Consider the following 17,635-nt stretch of genomic DNA (forward strand, 5'->3'; position numbering starts at 1 on the left):
CGACAGAGCACGGGCCATGCCAAGAAGCGGTTTTGTGTACCGCAGGCCACGGTTTTACTGGATTCGTTCGGTCTTACTGGTCTGAACAGTGGAAGGGCGTTTCGCACCCTCATGGCGCATCCGTGAAACGTGCCGAACCCCCATGGGGCACGACTTGCCGAGTGCTGCGAATAGCTTTACAACTAGCCGCTCATTGTCCTGGTTCGTCTGAAAAAGCCATGAATTCGATTTCCCGAGCCGTACCTGAAGTGGCGCTGCAAGCCATCCGTAAACTGATCACCGAGCAGGGGTTCGCGCCGGGCGATGCCTTGCCCTCGCAGCGGGATCTGGCGGTGCAATTGGGGGTCAGCCGGGCGTCGCTGCGTGAGGCGCTGTCGTCGTTGAGTGCGCTGGGGGTGATCAGCATCCAACCGGGAAAAGGCGTGTTCGTGCAGTCGCCGGTGGATTTGCCGCGCGGCGATGCGGCACTGAGCTGGCCATTTGCGGCCCAGGCATCGCCGTTGGACATTTTCCAGTTGCGCTATGCCCTGGAAGGTTTTGCCGCCGGTTTGGCGGCGGTAACCCTGAGCACTCACGAACTCGATACGTTGGAAGATAACGTGGCCGCCATGCGCAACGAATTGAAGGTCGGCGACTTCGAGGCGGCGGCGCGACTGGATTTCGATTTTCACCGACGCATCCTGCTGGCCAGCGGTAATCAGGCGATGCTGAGCATCCTCACGGCAAGCGCCGACATTTTTCTGGAGAGCCAGAAGCTACCGTTCATCCGGGCCGAGCGCGCCATGGAAACCTGGCAGGAGCACCGTAAAATACTCCGCGCGCTGGCCCGGCGCTCGTCCGGCGCAGCGCAGAAAGCCATGCAGGAACATGTGCGCAATGCCGCCCTGCGCACCGGAATTGCCTTCGTCGCTCCCGCCACTCCGTGACTTGAGCTATACCCAAAGTCATGCGCCACCATAGCGAGACTCAATCAACTGCACCTTCCTGAACGAGGGAAGGGCGGCTATGATGGGCCACGTTTTTTTGCTTACAACCTGGAGACTTCCATGAGCAGCGATCTTATCAAACACGTCACCGACGCTAGCTTCGACGTCGACGTCCTCAAGGCCGAAGGCGCTGTACTGGTCGACTACTGGGCTGAATGGTGCGGCCCTTGCAAAATGATCGCTCCTGTCCTGGACGAAATTGCTGAAACCTACAAAGGCAAGTTGACCATTGCCAAGCTGAACATCGACGAGAATCAGGAAACCCCGGCCAAGCATGGCGTGCGTGGTATCCCGACTCTGATGCTGTTCAAGAACGGCAACGTTGAAGCGACCAAGGTCGGCGCACTGTCGAAGTCGCAACTGGCGGCCTTCCTCGACGCCAACATTTAAGCGTTGTTATAAAGCGTCATGAAAAGGCCCCGCACATTGCGGGGCCTTTTCGTTATTGAGGGCTAGACGCTCCGAAACTCAGGTGGTACATTCGGCCCCGCACTGGTTTCTCCATTGCCCCCTGCTAGCCGTCGCCGACGCACTCCTTTTCGAATAAGTACGCGATCCTGTCGCCTTCTCTGCGGCGCGGCCTCATTAAGCCAAAAGCTTAATTTCCCCCCCTCCATAAATGATTACGTCATTCCTATATGAATCTGACTGAACTCAAGCAAAAGCCGATTACCGAACTGCTCGAATTGGCCGAACAGATGGGCATAGAAAATATGGCCCGTTCGCGCAAGCAGGACGTGATTTTCTCCCTGCTCAAAAAGCACGCTAAAAGCGGCGAGGAAATCTCCGGTGATGGCGTGCTGGAGATTCTCCAGGACGGCTTCGGCTTCCTGCGCTCCGCTGACGCTTCCTATCTCGCCGGCCCAGACGATATCTATGTCTCGCCGAGCCAGATCCGTCGCTTCAACTTGCGCACCGGTGACACCATCGTTGGCAAGATCCGCCCTCCCAAGGAAGGCGAGCGTTATTTCGCGCTGCTCAAGGTCGACACGATCAACTACGATCGTCCCGAGAACGCGAAAAACAAGATTCTCTTCGAGAACCTGACCCCGCTGTTCCCGACCGTGCGCATGAAGATGGAAGCCGGCAACGGTTCCACCGAAGACTTGACCGGTCGTGTCATTGACCTGTGCGCCCCGATCGGCAAAGGCCAGCGCGGTCTGATCGTTGCACCGCCGAAAGCCGGTAAAACGATCATGCTGCAGAACATCGCAGCCAACATTGCTCGTAACAATCCTGAAGTTCATCTGATCGTATTGCTGATCGACGAACGTCCGGAAGAAGTGACCGAAATGCAGCGCACCGTGCGCGGCGAAGTGGTTGCCTCGACGTTCGACGAGCCGCCAACCCGCCACGTGCAGGTTGCCGAAATGGTGATCGAGAAGGCCAAGCGGCTGGTCGAACACAAGAAAGACGTGGTGATCCTGCTTGACTCCATCACCCGTCTGGCTCGCGCCTACAACACCGTGATCCCGAGCTCCGGCAAAGTACTCACCGGTGGTGTCGATGCCCACGCCCTGGAGAAACCGAAACGTTTCTTCGGCGCCGCGCGGAACATCGAAGAAGGCGGTTCGCTGACCATCATCGCCACCGCGCTGGTTGAAACCGGCTCGAAGATGGACGAAGTGATCTACGAGGAATTCAAAGGCACCGGCAACATGGAACTGCCTCTGGACCGTCGTATCGCTGAAAAACGCGTCTTCCCGGCCATCAACATCAACCGTTCCGGCACCCGCCGCGAAGAGTTGCTGACGGCCGACGACGAGTTGCAGCGCATGTGGATCCTGCGCAAGCTGCTGCACCCGATGGACGAAATCGCTGCCATCGAGTTCCTGGTCGACAAGCTGAAAACGACCAAGACCAACGATGAGTTCTTCCTGTCGATGAAACGCAAGTAAGTCGAACGGGCCAAAAAGCCGGGGAAACCCGGCTTTTTGCTATCTGATTTTTGAGGAACCGGCAGTTCATGGTTCTGAATAGAGGGGTTCGGCGCTAAACTGCCACCCCCGAACGGCACGGCCAACACGAGGCTCACGCATGCAGTATCGCGACTTGCGCGACTTTATCAGCGGCCTGGAAAAGCGCGGCGAACTCAAGCGCATCCAGGTTCCGGTGTCCCCAGTGCTCGAAATGACCGAGGTCTGCGACCGCACCCTGCGTGCCAAAGGTCCGGCGCTGCTTTTCGAAAAACCCACGGGTTATGACATCCCGGTGCTCGGCAACCTGTTCGGCACCCCTGAGCGCGTAGCGCTGGGCATGGGCGCAGAAGCGGTCAGCGAATTGCGCGAGATCGGCAAGCTGCTGGCCTTCCTCAAAGAGCCCGAGCCACCGAAGGGCTTGAAAGACGCCTGGTCCAAGCTGCCGATCTTCCGCAAGATCATCGCGATGGCGCCGAAAGTCGTCAAAGACGCGGTGTGCCAGGAAGTGGTCATCGAAGGCGACGACGTCGACTTGGCGATGCTGCCGGTGCAGACCTGCTGGCCAGGCGACGTCGGCCCGCTGATCACCTGGGGCCTGACCGTCACCAAAGGTCCGAACAAGGATCGTCAGAACCTTGGCATCTACCGTCAGCAAGTCATTGGCCGCAACAAAGTCATCATGCGCTGGCTGAGCCACCGGGGCGGCGCGCTGGACTACCGTGAGTGGTGCGAAAAGCATCCTGGTCAGCCGTTCCCGGTGTCCGTGGCCCTGGGCGCTGACCCGGCAACCATCCTTGGCGCCGTGACGCCGGTACCGGACAGCCTTTCCGAATACGCTTTCGCCGGTCTGCTGCGCGGCAACCGCACCGAGCTGGTGAAGTGCCGTGGCAACGACCTGCAAGTGCCGGCCACCGCCGAGATCATCCTTGAAGGCGTGATCCATCCGGGCGAGATGGCCGACGAAGGCCCTTACGGCGACCACACCGGCTACTACAACGAAGTCGACAGCTTCCCGGTGTTCACCGTCGAGCGCATCACCCACCGGATCAAACCGATCTACCACAGCACCTACACCGGCCGTCCGCCGGATGAGCCGGCGATTCTCGGCGTGGCGCTGAATGAAGTGTTCGTGCCGATCCTGCAGAAGCAGTTCCCGGAAATCACCGACTTCTACCTGCCGCCGGAAGGTTGCTCGTATCGCATGGCCATCGTGACCATGAAGAAGTCGTATCCGGGCCACGCCAAGCGGGTAATGCTCGGTGTCTGGTCGTTTTTGCGACAGTTCATGTACACCAAGTTCGTTATCGTCTGTGATGACGATATCAACGCGCGGGACTGGAACGACGTGATCTGGGCCATCACCACGCGCATGGACCCCAAGCGCGACACGGTGATGATCGACAACACGCCGATCGACTACCTCGACTTCGCCTCGCCGGTCTCCGGACTGGGTTCGAAGATGGGGCTCGATGCCACGCATAAATGGCCGGGCGAAACCACTCGCGAGTGGGGCCGGGTGATCGTCAAGGACGACGCCGTGACCCAACGGATCGATGCCATCTGGAATCAGTTAGGAATAGATTGATGCGTGTAACCTTGCAGCCCTCCGGAGCAGTGCTAGAGATTCTGCCCGGCGAGCGGATTCTCGATGGCGCGCGGCGTCTGGGCTATGAATGCCCGCAAAGCTGCCGCAACGGCAATTGCCACGTGTGCGCGGCGTTGCTGGTGGAAGGCCGGGTCGAACAGGACGGCGGTGTGCGTGACCATGGCGAGTTCTACACTTGCATAGCAGAGCCGCTGGAAGACTGCATCGTGCTGTGGGATGGCGTGCTCGCGCTGGGAGAATTGCCGGTGCGCAGCTTGTCGTGTCAGGTCATTGAATGCAGGGACGTCGGCGGAGATACCTTTCGCGTGCATCTGCGGGCGCCAGCCGGCAAGCCGCCGCGTTATCACGCGGGTCAGTATTTGATGATCGAGCGCGAGAACGGCGAGAAGTCCGCCTTCTCCCTGGCCTCGGCACCCCATGCCGGGCGCGACCTGGAAATCCATGTGCTGGCGCGCGAAAGCAGTGCGCTGAACCTGATCGAACAATTGCAACGCAATCCGATGGTGCGCATCGAGATGCCGTTCGGCGATACCCATCTGGCGGAACTGCCGGACGGTCCGCTGGTGCTGATTGCCGCCGGCACCGGCATGGGCCAGATCCACAGCCTGATCGAACATTGCCGGGCCGCGGGTTTTAAACATCCGGTGCATCTGTATTGGGGTGTGCGTCGGCCGGAAGACTTTTATGAAATCGAGCATTGGGATGAGTGGCTGAAGCTGCCCAATCTGTTCCTGCATAAAGTCGTCAGCGATCAATGCGGCTGGCAGGGGCGTTGCGGCATGTTGCATGAGGCAGTGTGTGAGGACTTCTCTGATCTGAAAGCGCTGCACGTGTATGCCAGCGGCTCACCGGCCATGGTCTACGGCACGCTGGATGCTTTGGTCGACGCGGGGATGGATGCGCATCAGATGCGCGCCGACGTCTTTGCCTACGCGCCACGATCTTGATCCGCGATTTTGATCCGCGATCTTGATCCGTGATTTTGATCCGCGATTTTGATCGTTATAACTCCCCATATAGCCGATCGGTATTTATACATTTATATAAATGCCGGTAGGTTATATCCAGCAAGGTCATTATTTAAGAACTGTGCCATGGCACTTAAATTGCCTTAAAACATATGTGCCTTATTGTTACAGCGGTGCGTTCTATTAAGTAATTCTTTATCCGCGGGGAGCTGAACGCTATTCGCCATGAGTGCCATTGAATCTGCATTTTTGAATCTGGCTTACCCTCCGCGGCTCGATCTGGGGCCGCAGCTCACGCACGAACAATTGCTCAGCTCGATGCAGTCGACCATGGCTCGACACAAGGGCGGGCCAGTCTGGTTGTTCGCTTATGGTTCGCTGATCTGGCGCCCTGAATGTGCGGCGGTGGAACGCGTTCGCGGCCGAGTGCACGGCTACCATCGCGGCTTGTACCTGTGGTCCCACGAACATCGCGGCACGCCGGAAGTCCCTGGCTTGGTCTTTGGCCTGGATCGCGGCGGGTCTTGCAGCGGCTTCGCCTATCGTTTGCCTGAAGAACAACTTGAAGCCTCGCTTTACGCACTTTGGCAGCGCGAAATGCCCTTTCCTTCCTATCGCCCACATTGGCTCAACTGCCGTCTCGAAGACGGAAGCCAGGTTCAGGCATTGGGGTTTGTCTTGGAGCGGCACCTGCCCAGCTATGCCGGCAACTTGCCGGATCATGTGCTGAGCCACGTGTTCGAAAACGCTTGCGGGCGTTACGGCACCACTCGCGATTATGTCGAGCAGACCGCCAACGCCCTGCGTAGCCACGCCATGCCAGACCGGAATCTGGAGGCGCGGCTCAAGCGCTGCAAATCAAAGGCTGATCAGGCGATCGCTTCTTCGCGGGTCTGACTGGCGATTTGCTTGTGCCCCAGCGTGGGGGCCAGGAATGCCATTGCCAGCAAACAGGCGGCTACCAACAGGATGAAGCCGCCATCCCAACCGAAATAGTCCACGGTGTAGCCCATCAGCGCACTTGCCGCGACTGACCCGCCCAAGTAACCGAACAGACCGGTAAAGCCCGCGGCGGTACCGGCGGCCTTCTTCGGCACCAGTTCCAGCGCTTGCAAACCAACCAGCATCACCGGACCGTAGATCAGGAAGCCGATCGCGAACAGCGAGATCATGTCGACCATCGGGTTGCCCGGCGGGTTCAGCCAGTACACGATCGTCGCAACGGTCACCAATGCCATGAACACCATGCCGGTCAGGCCACGGTTGCCACGGAAAACCTTGTCCGACATCCAGCCGCACAGCAACGTGCCGGGAATGCCTGCCCACTCATAGAGGAAATACGCCCACGAACTCTTGTCGAAGTCGAAGTGCTTGACCTCTTTAAGGTAAGTCGGTGCCCAGTCCAGGATGCCGTAGCGCAGCAGGTAGACGAAGACGTTGGCCAGGGCGATGAACCAGAGCATTTTGTTGCGCAGCACGTATTTGACGAAGATGTCCTTGGCGCTGAATTCTTCTTCGTGGCTGGCGTCGTAGCCTTCCGGGTAATCGTTCTTGTACTTCTCGATCGGCGGCAGGCCAGTCGATTGTGGCGTGTCGCGCATCACAATGAACGCAAAGACCGCGACCAGCAGCGCTACGGCGGCCGGGACGTAGAACTTGCTGTGCCAGTCGTTGAACCAGCCCATGCCGAGAATCGCCAACGGGCCGATCAAGCCACCGCCGACGTTATGCGCGGTGTTCCATACCGAAACCACACCGCCGCGCTCTTTCTGCGACCACCAGTGCACCATGGTGCGGCCACTTGGCGGCCAGCCCATGCCTTGTGCCCAACCGTTGATGAACAACAGGATGAACATCATGGTCACGCTGGACGTCGCCCACGGCGCGAAACCGAAAACGAACATCACCCCGGCGGAGACCACCAGGCCGAAGGGCAGGAAGTAACGCGGGTTGGAGCGGTCGGACACGATGCCCATCAGAAACTTGGACAGACCGTAGGCGATGGCAATCGCCGACATGGCCACACCCAGTTGACCCTTCGTATAGCCTTGGGCGATCAGATCGGGGAACGCCAGGGTGAAGTTCTTGCGCAGCAGGTAGTAACCCGCATACCCGATGAAAATCCCGGCGAAGATCTGCCAGCGGAGGCGTTTATAGGTGTCGTCTATTTTTTCTTCAGGCAATGGAGCCTGATGTGCGGCAGGACGAAAGAAAGCAAACATTCAAGAGCTCCAGATTTCTTGTTTTGACTGCGGATGCGAATGTTACAGTTTCGTTACCGAAAATAGCACCGGTTCGCATCGACCAAACAGCGGAAATGTGGCAGATCGCGTGTTCCTTTATGAACATGTCGCACAGGTATAAGTGAAGGGCGTTGTGGGAATCGTCTCTAGTGGTCATTGATGACGCATTTCGGTCCGGGGTAGGACGAGGCTTTGGGAAATGTCCTTCGACCGAACAGGAAGTCGCGGCGTTCTGTTTCGGGCCGCTGAGTCTTAACCTTTGTGCTGGTGCCGGGATTGGCATTTCAGTGGTGAAGGGGAGGGACTATGCGGTGGTTGGTGTTTGTACTGTTGGTGGTTGCGTCCGTGGGTGTCTGGGCAGGGGAGGTATTTTTGATCCCTGAAAACAATCCGAAGCCGATTTACCCGAGAGAGCTGTTCAGGGCCGGGGTTACGGGGGAAGTCAGGGTCAGATTTACGGTGTATGCCGATGGTTCGGTCAACAAGTTGAGCATTGTGCAAAGCAACCATCCCGATCTGGCAGAAGCGGCCCGCAAGGCGATTGCGCAGTGGCGCTTCAAGCCATGGGTGGTCGAAGGCGATACACCTGCCGAGCAGGAAGTGACGGCCCCAATGGTTTTCCGACTGGATCTGGACACACCCATTCACACTAACAAGTGTCTCAAGCAATTGAGGTGCCGTGACATCAATGAAGCTTTGAACGATTTTCCGGAGTACGCGTGGGTTGATTCAGCGGTGTTTGATTACACGCGTGCCTATTTGTCGAACGTGATTTATACGACGCAGTTACAGAATGAGGAGCGCCTGGCATTGATTGCCAAACTGAATAAGCGCGTACCGAAAATAGTCAGGGATTGTCGGGAGAGTCCGGTTCGCAAGTACATGAGCTTGCTGCCGGAAGATATCCGGAAACTGTTTTAGCCCAAGGTAATAAAAAAGCGGCCCGGACAATCCGGACCGCTTCTTCAGGCTCAGCGAACCTGAACCACAACCTTCCCGACCGCCTTGCGCTGGCCAAGATCATTGATCGCCTGCGCCGCATTGCTCAGCGGATACACCTGCGACACCAACGGCTTCAACTTGCCCTCGGCAAACCAGCCAAATAACTGCTGGAAGTTAGCCGCGTTGTCCTGAGGCTGGCGTTGGGCAAACGAACCCCAGAACACGCCGACCACGGCTGCGCCCTTGAGCAGCGCCAGGTTCACCGGCAGTTCCGGAATGCGTCCGCTGGCGAAACCGACCACCAGCAAGCGGCCATTCCAGGCGATAGCGCGGATGGCCTGGTCGAACAGATCACCGCCGACCGGGTCGTAGATCACATCGGCACCCTGGCCGTCGGTCAGGCGTTTGATTTCGTCCTTGAGGCTGGTTTCGCTGTAGTTAATCAGTTCATCGGCGCCGGCCGCTTTGGCCACGGCCAGTTTTTCGGCGCTGCTGGCGGCAGCGATCACGCGGGCGCCCATGGCTTTGCCGATTTCCACGGCGGCCAGGCCAACACCGCCGGAAGCACCAAGCACCAGCAGGGTTTCACCCGGTTGCAGATTGGCCCGTTGCTTGAGTGCGTGCATCGAGGTGCCGTAGGTCATGCTGAACGCGGCGGCGGTGTTGAAGTCCATCGAGGGCGGGATCGGCAGCACGTTATAGCCCGGCACGGCGACCTGCTCGGCGAAACTGCCCCAGCCGGTCAGGGCCATGACCCGGTCACCGACCTTGAGGTGACTGACTTTTTCACCCACCGCACTGACCACGCCAGCCGCTTCGCCACCCGGGGAAAACGGGAAGGGCGGCTTGAACTGATATTTGCCCTCGATGATCAGCGTGTCCGGGAAATTCACCCCGGCGGCATGCACGTCCAGCAGGATTTCATTCTTCTTCGCGACAGGACTGGCGACGTCTTCCAGCACCAGCGATTCGGCGGGGCCGAAGGCTTTGCACAGCACGGCTTTCATCAGGGCTATTCCTTTGGGAGTGATGGCCGATAAGTGTAGGTGTGTGAGTCGATGGGTCAACGAGCATGCCCGACCCTGATAGCCAGCCATAAGCTTGTGCTTGAGCGGCGGGTCGTTATGCTAGGCCGCAAACCGGATAAGGAGCGAATTGTGAAAGCGTGGATCATGTTGTTGCTGGCCCTCTCTCTGCCCGTGGCAGCGATGGCCGAAGAAGCCAAAGAAGGTGAAGCTCCGAAGGTCAATTACATCACCCTGAGCCCGCCATTCGTGGGCAACTACGGGCTGGACGGCACGCCGAAGCTCAAGGTCTACAAGGCCGATGTGGCATTGCGCGTGACCGGTGACGAGGCGACCAAGGCGGTGAAGGCCAATGAGCCGTTGATCCGCAATCAGTTGGTTGCATTGTTTGCCCAGCAGACGACCGAAGCGATGAGCAACGTTGAAGCCAAGGAAAAGCTGCGTCAGGAAGCCCTGAAACAAACCCAGCAAGTGATGAGCGATGAAACCGGCAAGCCGGTGGTTGAGGATTTGTTGTTCAACAACCTGATCATCCAGTAAGTCTCTCGCTGCCCGGGCCGGCTTCTTCGCGAGCAAGCCCGCTCCCACAGGACCTGCACAGAACCCTGTGGGCACCGGCTTGCCCGCGATTCAAGACGCCAGGCTTTTGCGAAACCGCATCAGCGCAACGCTAAAAAACAGCAGGCCAATGGCGCTCAATGCCAGCAAGTCCGGCCACACCACATTGATACCCGCGTCGCGAAACAGGATCGCGGCACTCAGGCTGACGAAGTGCGTCGATGGCGAGCCCTGCATAACCCATTGCAGCCATTGCGGCATGCTGTCGAGCGGCGTACTGCCGCCGGAGAGCAGCAACATCGGGATGATCACCGGAATTGCCAGCAGGCCGAATTGCGGTGTCGAGCGGGCGAGGGTTGCGAGGAATATTCCCAGCGCTGTGCTGGCGAACAGATAAACGGCTGTCACCAGCAAGAACAGGGTCATGGAACCGGCCAGCGGCACGCCGAGTGCGCCTTTGACGATCACCTCCAGCGACACCCAGGTGCACAGCACCACCACCAGCATGTTGCTCCAGATTTTCGCCAGCATGATTTCAAGCGCCGTGAGGGGCAGCACCAGCAAATGGTCGAGGGTGCCGTGTTCGCGCTCACGCAGCAACGCTGTGCCGGTCAGGATGATGGCGAGGATGGTGATGTTGTTGACGATTTGAATCACCGCCAGGAACCAGCCGCCCTCCAGGTTGGTATTGAACAGCGCTCTCGTGGTCAACAGCACGGGAGCTTTGCTCGCCGCATCGTCCTGGTCACTGTAGGTCAGCAATTCGCGCTGGAAAATTCGTCCGATGTAGCCCGCCCCCATAAACGCCTGGCTCATGGCGGTGGCGTCGACGTTGACCTGCACCGCTGGCTGGCGGCCAGCCAACAGATCTGCCTGGAAATTTGCCGGGACATTGATGACGAAGGTATATCGCCCGCTGTCCAGCACGTCGTCCAGTTGTTCATACGGCAACGACACCGGCGCCTGGAATTCCGGTGGCTGCAGGGCTTGCGCCAATTGTCGTGACAGGTGGCTGTGATCTTCATCGACCATGGCCACGCTGGCGTTGTGCACGCCGATCACCGAACCCGCGGCCGGCATGTAGATCGCGACGGTGAAGGCGTAGAACAGGAACAGCAGCAACACGCTGTCGTGTCGCAGGCTTGTGAGTTCCTTGAGGCCAAGACGCAGGATGTGCGCAAGCTTGTGCATCAGGCCTCCTGCTTTTTCAGCATGGCCAGACTAAGGCCGGTAAACCCCAGGAAGAACCCGAACAGTGCCAGGCATTGCGGCCACAACTGTCGGATGTCCAGGGCCTTGGTAAACGTGCCAACTGCTATATCGAGGAAGTAACCCGCCGGAAACAGCATCCCCATGACTGCGGCCGCGCCATCAAGGGACGAGCGCGGCACGATCAAGCCGGAAAACTGAATGGTCGGCAGACTGGTAATGATCATGGTGCCGAGAATGGCGGCAATCTGGGTTCGGGTGAACGCCGAAATCAACAGGCCCATGCTGGTGGTCGCCAGCACGTAGAGCAGTCCGCCGAAGGCCAGGGTCAGGGCGCTGCCCTTGAAAGGCACGCCGAACAGCCAGCGATTCATGGCTGTCAGGACGGCGAGGTTGATCAGACTGATGGCCAGATACGGCGCTTGCTTACCTAACAGGAACTCCAGTCGCGTCAGCGGTGTGGCGTAGAAGTTGGTGATCGAGCCCAGTTCTTTCTCCCGCACGATACCCAGTGCCGTCAGCATGGCCGGGATGAACGCCAGGATCAGCGCCATCACCCCGGGACCGATGGCGTTGACGCTGACGACATCCTGGTTGTAGCGGAAGCGGGTTTCCAGTTTGGCGACCGCTTGTCGGTTCAGTGCGGGGCTGGACTGCTCGGCCAATTGCACCAGGTTGGCCTGGTGTACCGCTTCCACGTAATTGCGGCTGGTCTCGGCGCGAAACGGCATACCACCATCGAACCAGGCCGCGACAGCCGGTTGGCGACCGGCGAACAGGTCTCGGCCAAATCCTGGTGGGATCTCCAGCGCCAGTTTGATTTCCGAGCGCTGTAATCGTCGATGCAATTGCGCTGCATCGCGGATGGGCGGTTGTTCATCGAAGTAACGGGAGCTGCGGAAAGCCTCCAGATACGCCCGGCTTTGTGGCGTCTGGTCCTGGTCGTAAACCGCGAAGGCGAGTTTTTCCACATCCAGGGAAATGCCGTAGCCGAAAATCACCATCATGAACATCGCCCCGAGCAAGGCAAAGGCCATGCGTACTTTATCGCGCAGCAACTCCTTGCTTTCACGACTCGCCAGCGCCCGCAACCGTCCAAAACTGAAGCGGCTATCTTGCATCGGGGCGGCCGGTGCGAGCGTCGTGTCGATGGGCGCTGGCGGTGCTGCCGCCGCGATCGGGCCTTGGGCCTGCTCGAGGCAGGTGACGAACGCCGCCTCCAGTGTCTGGCCCTTGAACTGCAGTTGCAGGGCTGCCGGGGTGTCGCAGGCGAGGACCTTGCCGGCGTGCATCAGCGAGATGCGGTCGCAGCGCTGGGCTTCGTTCATGAAATGCGTGGACAGGAAAATCGTCACGCCCTGTTCGCGGGACAATTCGATCAGCAGCCGCCAGAAATCATCCCGTGCGGCCGGGTCGACGCCGGAGGTCGGTTCGTCGAGGATTAGCACTTCCGGGCGATGCAGCACCGCCACCGCCAGGGATAGCCGTTGGCGCAGGCCCAGGGGCAGTGCTCCGGATGGCTGATGAGCGACGCTGCCCAGGTTGAAGCGCTGGATCAACTCGTCGATGCGTTGCGCGCTCTCGGCCTTGGGCAAATCGAACAACCGGGCGTGCAAATCCAGATTCTGCCGCACGCTGAGCTCGCCATAGAGCGAGAAGCTCTGGGACATGAACCCGACGCGCTTGCGGGTGGCCAGATCCTTGGCGTTCACTGGGTTGCCCAGCAGCGTGGCGCTGCCTTCGCTGGCCGGGATCAGCCCGGTGAGCACTTTCATGGTGGTAGTTTTGCCGCAGCCATTGGAGCCCAGAAACCCGAAGATCTCGCCGCGGCCGATGGCGAAGCTAACCTTGTCCACCGCCGTGAAATCGCCGAAGCGCAGGGTCAGGTCATGGGCTTCGATGGCAATGTCGGCCGTGGCGTTGGTCCGGGCAGGGATCACCAGCGGCTGGTTGTCACGGCCGGTGTCGCCCTGAAAGTGGGTAAAGGCTTCATCGAGCTTGCCGCTGGGGGTCGTCGCCGCGAGATCGCGGGTCAAACCGGCGGCGATCAGTTTGCCGCCATCGAGCATCAGGCAGTGTTCGAATTGCTCGGCCTCTTCCATGTAGGCGGTGGCAACCAGCAGCGTCAATTGCGGGCGTTGACGGCGGACGTCATCAATCAACTCCCAGAAGCGCCGCCGGGACAACGGATCGACACCGGTGGTCGGTTCATCGAGGATCAGCAGGTCGGGTTCATGAATCAGCGCACAACAGAGGCCGAGCTTCTGTTTCATCCCGCCCGATAACTTGCCCGCCGGGCGCTCGGCAAATCGCAGGAGATCGGTGGCGAGCAGCAGACTTTGCATGCGCTGATCGCATTCGGCCCCGGACAGCCCGAACAAGGTGGCGAAGAAGTGAATGTTCTCGCTGATCGACAGCTCGGGATACAGGTTGCCGCCCAGGCCTTGAGGCATGAACGCGATTCGCGAGTAGAGGCTGTTACGGTGGCGGCGGTCCTTGATCGAGCCGCCGAGCACGTCCAGTTGGCCGTCTTGCAGCGTCTTCACGCCGGCGATCAATCCCAGCAGGCTGGATTTCCCCGCGCCGTCCGGACCGATCAACCCGCACCGGGTGCCGGCAGGCAGGCTGAACGTGATGTCGGTCAGCACCTGCTGTTGGCCATAATGGTGCTGAAGGCCTTCGGCATGCAGCGCCAGGCCGGTCATTGAAGATTGGCCGGCCAGCCAATGGGCGCGGTGCGCACGTAGCCGTTACCGGGCATTCCCGGTTTGGCCTGGGGCGCGCTGCTGGGTTGGGTCAGGCGGAGCTTGACCCGAAACACCAGTTTCTGACGTTCGTCGCGGGTCTCGACTTCTTTGGGTGTGAACTGCGATTTGGCCGCCACGAAGCTGATTTTCGCCGGCAACGGCTGGCCGGGCAGGGCGTCCAGCAAGATCCGCGCTTCATCACCGACCGCCAGGCGTCCGACGACGGAGGCGGCGAGATAGAGGTTCATGTACTGATCGTTGGGATCAATCAGCAACAATACCCGCCCACCGGCACCGAGGACTTCGCCGGGTTCGGCCATGCGCAGCTGGATCACCCCGTCAATGGGCGCCCGCAGGCTGCTGTCGTCAATTTCGCTGGTCAGCTGAGCGACTTGTGCCTTTGCCGCGCCAATGGCTGCGCCGACGGCGGACACCTGCGCACGGGCGGCGGTGACGGCCGCGTTGCCGGTGTCGAAGCGCGACTGCTGTTGATCGATGATCTGGCCACTGGAGAAACCGCGCTTGAACAATTCCTGGGAGCGGTTGAGCTCTTGATGGGCAAGCCGTTGCTCGCTCTGGCGCAGTTGCACATTGGCCTGGGCGGCATTGAGGTTTTCCCGGGCGCGTATCACTTCGGCTTCAGCCTGGTTGCGCTGGGCTTCAAGGGTCCGGGTGTCCATGCGTGCCAGCAGTTGACCCTTGGTCACCTTGTCGCCTTCATCCACCAGGACTTCGGCCAGCCGTCCGGGTGTTTTGCTGGCGATCTGCACTTCAGTGGCTTCAAGTCGACCATTACCGACATACAACCCTTCGGGCAGTCGGCTAAGGGTCGACTTCCAATAACCAAACCCCCCAGCGGCCAGGAGCAAAGCCCCCAGTAAAAAGGCGAAAAAAAGTGAAGAGCGGCTGTGAATCGACATGTCGGCATCCTGCGTCTGTAGCATCGTAGTCTGACAGGCAAGCGGCGGGCCGACTTGATATCTGTCAACTGGGTGTCACGCCTGACCGATCCAGGTCAGAGCGGCGGGCAGTGCAGCTTTTTTCAGCGCAGGCCCAGCACCGCTGCCCATTGCTCGGCGGTAACGGGCATCACCGACAGTCGCGAGCCTTTCTGCACCAGCGGCATCTCGGCCAACGCCGTCTGCTGCTTCAAGTAATCCAGCTTCAACACCTTGGCAAACGTCTCGACATGCGCAACGTCAATCGCGCTCCAGGCGTTTTTCTCTGGCGTGGCCTTTGGATCGTAGTAATGACTTTCCGGCTCCAGCGCCGTTGGGTCCGGATACGCCGCTTGAATAATCTTTCCGATCCCGGCAATCCCGGGCTCCGGGCAACTGGAGTGATAGAAGAAAAACTCGTCGCCCACTGCCATCGCCCGCAAAAAATTACGCGCCTGATAGTTGCGAACCCCGTCCCAGCGCGCTTTGCCAAGCTTCGCCAGGTCTTTGATGGAGAGTTCATCGGGCTCGGATTTCATCAGCCAATGGGCCATGGTTTTTGCTCCTTGCGAGGTGAGTGGGCAAGTTGTCGGGCAATTTTATGACAAACCGACAGTCGGTTGACGCCAGCGTTTGCGTGTCAGTTCACGTTGTCGCAAAATGCCGGCCTTCTAAGCTTGACGCTGCTGCACGGCCTACACCTATAACGGAAACCGCTGCTGTCATCGTGTTGATGTGCCTTTGGGGGGCAATCGATGAAACGCAAACCGGATTTACTATGGATTTTGGTTATTTTGTTCGGCCTCGGCGTCGTGACCACCGGCTATGCCCAAAGCCTGTGGAACAACAAGACTGACGCGCCAATCGAAATCGCACAGCAACAACAGCCGTCGGCCTTCAAGCGCTGAGCCTGTCTTTCGGACGCCGCTGACTCCAGTGGCGTCTAGCCTGCGAAATACCACGCCTTGTCTGTAACCGTTCCTTGCAACGGCACATCCCAGCTCGCCTGAGCCAAACGTTCTACTTTCTGACATTCATGGGCCAGGCCCAGCAGCGTCGGTTTGCGCCAGTTTTTTCTGCGCGCCAGGTAGGCGAGGCTTCGATCGTAGAAACCGCCGCCCATTCCCAGGCGGCCGCCGACGTCGTCAAATCCCACCAATGGCAACAACACCAGGTCCAGCGCCCAGACTTTGCGCTGGCGGGCGAGGTTGTGCCGGGGTTCGAGAATACGAAAGCGGTTGGGTTTGAGTTTTTCACCGGGACGAATCCGCTGGAACACCATTTTGGTTCGCGGCCAGGCACTCAACACCGGTAGATACGTTGCCTTGCCTCGACGCTGAGCGGCACGCAGCAAAATACGCGGGTCGATTTCACCGTCGGTGGGCAGATAAAGAGAAATATGTTTGGCGCGGCGAAACAGCGGCTGCTGGGCTAATTGCTTGTACAGCCCGCGAGCCGCCTGGCGTTGCTGACTGGGGGTCAGTGCGCGGCGGGCCTTGCGCAGCATGCGTCGAAGTTGCGGGCGGGGCAGCAACGCAGGTTCGGTCATGGATTCAGGCTTCGGCAGGACGGATAGGTAAAGCGTACCCGTAAAAAAGCCGATGCCGGTATTTAAACCGGCATCGGACTGGAATCAGGCTCCCCGGATGAACCGCTGCTGACTTAGCCCTTGAACCCGAAAGTTCAAGGTGGAAGATGCAGTAGGCTTTAAGGCTTTCCGTCTAGCGGACATGCACACCAGCCCAACGTGCAGCCTCCAGGGTAGTGCGAATCGGCTCAGGGACGTGGTCAACTGGCAAGCACCCCAGGGAGTGTTGCGAGTATACCCCAAGCGGTTTCGTGTTTCAGCCCTTGGTGACGTCCGGATCGGTGGCGAGCACCAGATCGACGCGATCCAGCAGGTCGCGAACCTGCTCGCGAGTCGAGCCGCTGGCCTGCACATCCGGGCGTTCTTCCTTGTGCAGAAGATCGTGCGTGATGTTCAGCGCGGCCATCACGGCGATGCGGTCGGCGCCGATGACTTTGCCGCTGCTGCGGATTTCACGCATCTTCCCGTCCAGGTAACGGGCGGCGCTCACCAGGTTGCTGCGTTCTTCCTGGGGGCAGATGATCGAATACTCTTTATCGAGGATCTGCACGGTAACGCTATTGCTTGAACTCATGAGTCTTGCTCCAGGGCCTTGAGGCGCGAAATCATTGATTCGACCTTACGCCGGGCGATTTCGTTCTTTTCAATGAGGTGAGCGCGTTCCTCGCGCCAGGTTTTTTCCTGAGCTAATAGGAGTCCGTTTTGACTCTTAAGTTGCTCGACCCGATTAATTAGCAGTTCGAGTCTGGCCATCAGCGCTTGCAGGTCGGTGTCTTCCATTGTGTCCACTGAATTAGGTCTGATGGATGGTAGATGGCGGACAGCCTTTAATAGTCTTGGCGAGTCTGTCGATGTAGGATACAAGGCCTTCATTCTAGACATAGCGCCGTCTGGCGCCTAGCTGCC

Annotated in this window: 18 protein-coding genes and 1 other RNA gene; 9 read left to right on the forward strand and 10 right to left on the reverse strand. The window is 59.2% G+C overall.

What is annotated here, in order from left to right:
* Positions 1 to 218 precede the first annotated feature (218 nt).
* From K0F88_RS10145 to K0F88_RS10170, 6 genes are all read left to right on the forward strand, one after another.
* Positions 219 to 926: a FadR/GntR family transcriptional regulator gene (locus tag K0F88_RS10145; protein ID WP_219094973.1), complete on the forward strand. Its 708-nt coding sequence runs from the start codon at positions 219 to 221 to the stop codon at positions 924 to 926.
* A 120-nt stretch (positions 927 to 1,046) separates the two neighbouring features.
* Positions 1,047 to 1,376 (forward strand): thioredoxin TrxA, encoded by a 330-nt coding sequence (trxA, locus tag K0F88_RS10150; RefSeq protein WP_219094974.1) that lies wholly within the window; start codon positions 1,047 to 1,049, stop codon positions 1,374 to 1,376.
* Between the two features lie 248 nt (positions 1,377 to 1,624).
* The gene (gene rho, locus K0F88_RS10155) at positions 1,625 to 2,884 is read left to right on the forward strand and encodes a transcription termination factor Rho (RefSeq protein WP_007942421.1); all 1,260 of its coding nucleotides are present in this window, start codon (positions 1,625 to 1,627) and stop codon (positions 2,882 to 2,884) included.
* A gap of 139 nt (positions 2,885 to 3,023) precedes the next feature.
* On the forward strand, positions 3,024 to 4,490 hold the full coding sequence (gene ubiD / locus K0F88_RS10160) for a 4-hydroxy-3-polyprenylbenzoate decarboxylase (protein ID WP_219094975.1): 1,467 nt from the start codon (positions 3,024 to 3,026) through the stop codon (positions 4,488 to 4,490).
* Positions 4,490 to 5,458, forward strand: a complete 969-nt coding sequence (locus K0F88_RS10165) for a CDP-6-deoxy-delta-3,4-glucoseen reductase (protein ID WP_219094976.1) — start codon at positions 4,490 to 4,492, stop codon at positions 5,456 to 5,458. Before ubiD ends, K0F88_RS10165 begins: the two co-directional genes overlap by 1 nt.
* Before the next feature lie 246 nt (positions 5,459 to 5,704).
* Positions 5,705 to 6,376, forward strand: coding sequence for a gamma-glutamylcyclotransferase (locus K0F88_RS10170; RefSeq protein ID WP_219094977.1), 672 nt, complete (start codon positions 5,705 to 5,707; stop codon positions 6,374 to 6,376).
* Here the strand turns inward: K0F88_RS10170 and glpT are convergent.
* Positions 6,349 to 7,701: a glycerol-3-phosphate transporter gene (gene glpT, locus K0F88_RS10175; protein WP_219094978.1), complete on the reverse strand. Its 1,353-nt coding sequence runs from the start codon at positions 7,699 to 7,701 to the stop codon at positions 6,349 to 6,351. The genes K0F88_RS10170 and glpT overlap by 28 nt on opposite strands.
* Positions 7,702 to 8,028: 327 nt before the next feature.
* On the opposite strand from glpT, the gene K0F88_RS10180 reads away from it, so the two are divergent.
* Complete coding sequence (locus tag K0F88_RS10180; protein ID WP_219094979.1) at positions 8,029 to 8,643, forward strand: energy transducer TonB; 615 nt, start codon at positions 8,029 to 8,031, stop codon at positions 8,641 to 8,643.
* Between the two features lie 50 nt (positions 8,644 to 8,693).
* Here the strand turns inward: K0F88_RS10180 and K0F88_RS10185 are convergent, their stop codons facing one another.
* Complete coding sequence (locus tag K0F88_RS10185) at positions 8,694 to 9,671, reverse strand: NADPH:quinone oxidoreductase family protein (RefSeq protein ID WP_219094980.1); 978 nt, start codon at positions 9,669 to 9,671, stop codon at positions 8,694 to 8,696.
* Between the two features lie 150 nt (positions 9,672 to 9,821).
* On the opposite strand from K0F88_RS10185, the gene K0F88_RS10190 reads away from it, so the two are divergent.
* Complete coding sequence (locus tag K0F88_RS10190; RefSeq protein ID WP_094470070.1) at positions 9,822 to 10,229, forward strand: flagellar basal body-associated protein FliL; 408 nt, start codon at positions 9,822 to 9,824, stop codon at positions 10,227 to 10,229.
* 90 nt (positions 10,230 to 10,319) lie between these two features.
* Here the strand turns inward: K0F88_RS10190 and K0F88_RS10195 are convergent, their stop codons facing one another.
* The 4 genes from K0F88_RS10195 to K0F88_RS10210 form a co-directional block, all read right to left on the reverse strand.
* The gene (locus tag K0F88_RS10195) at positions 10,320 to 11,438 is read right to left on the reverse strand and encodes an ABC transporter permease (RefSeq protein WP_219094981.1); all 1,119 of its coding nucleotides are present in this window, start codon (positions 11,436 to 11,438) and stop codon (positions 10,320 to 10,322) included.
* On the reverse strand, positions 11,438 to 14,161 hold the full coding sequence (gene rbbA / locus K0F88_RS10200) for a ribosome-associated ATPase/putative transporter RbbA (RefSeq protein WP_219094982.1): 2,724 nt from the start codon (positions 14,159 to 14,161) through the stop codon (positions 11,438 to 11,440). Before rbbA ends, K0F88_RS10195 begins: the two co-directional genes overlap by 1 nt.
* On the reverse strand, positions 14,158 to 15,123 hold the full coding sequence (locus K0F88_RS10205; RefSeq protein ID WP_219094983.1) for an HlyD family secretion protein: 966 nt from the start codon (positions 15,121 to 15,123) through the stop codon (positions 14,158 to 14,160). Before K0F88_RS10205 ends, rbbA begins: the two co-directional genes overlap by 4 nt.
* Positions 15,124 to 15,245: 122 nt before the next feature.
* A complete protein-coding gene (locus K0F88_RS10210; RefSeq protein WP_219094984.1) occupies positions 15,246 to 15,695 on the reverse strand; it encodes an EVE domain-containing protein in 450 nt (149 codons plus the stop codon).
* A 201-nt stretch (positions 15,696 to 15,896) separates the two neighbouring features.
* On the opposite strand from K0F88_RS10210, the gene K0F88_RS10215 reads away from it, so the two are divergent.
* Positions 15,897 to 16,049, forward strand: coding sequence for a hypothetical protein (locus K0F88_RS10215; protein ID WP_007942433.1), 153 nt, complete (start codon positions 15,897 to 15,899; stop codon positions 16,047 to 16,049).
* 35 nt (positions 16,050 to 16,084) lie between these two features.
* Here K0F88_RS10215 and K0F88_RS10220 read toward each other — a convergent pair whose 3' ends face one another.
* From K0F88_RS10220 to K0F88_RS10235, 4 genes are all read right to left on the reverse strand, one after another.
* Positions 16,085 to 16,690, reverse strand: a complete 606-nt coding sequence (locus K0F88_RS10220; RefSeq protein WP_219094985.1) for a 5-formyltetrahydrofolate cyclo-ligase — start codon at positions 16,688 to 16,690, stop codon at positions 16,085 to 16,087.
* Positions 16,691 to 16,776: 86 nt separating this feature from the next.
* Positions 16,777 to 16,955: non-coding RNA, 6S RNA (gene ssrS / locus K0F88_RS10225), on the reverse strand.
* Between the two features lie 30 nt (positions 16,956 to 16,985).
* The gene (locus K0F88_RS10230; protein ID WP_007942435.1) at positions 16,986 to 17,303 is read right to left on the reverse strand and encodes a cell division protein ZapA; all 318 of its coding nucleotides are present in this window, start codon (positions 17,301 to 17,303) and stop codon (positions 16,986 to 16,988) included.
* Positions 17,300 to 17,509, reverse strand: coding sequence for a TIGR02449 family protein (locus tag K0F88_RS10235; protein WP_003213954.1), 210 nt, complete (start codon positions 17,507 to 17,509; stop codon positions 17,300 to 17,302). The genes K0F88_RS10230 and K0F88_RS10235 overlap by 4 nt, the downstream gene beginning before the upstream one ends.
* Positions 17,510 to 17,635: the final 126 nt, after the last annotated feature.

This window comes from Pseudomonas sp. UMAB-40 (assembly GCF_900095275.1).
In the GTDB taxonomy this organism is placed as follows: domain Bacteria; phylum Pseudomonadota; class Gammaproteobacteria; order Pseudomonadales; family Pseudomonadaceae; genus Aquipseudomonas; species Aquipseudomonas mandelii_B.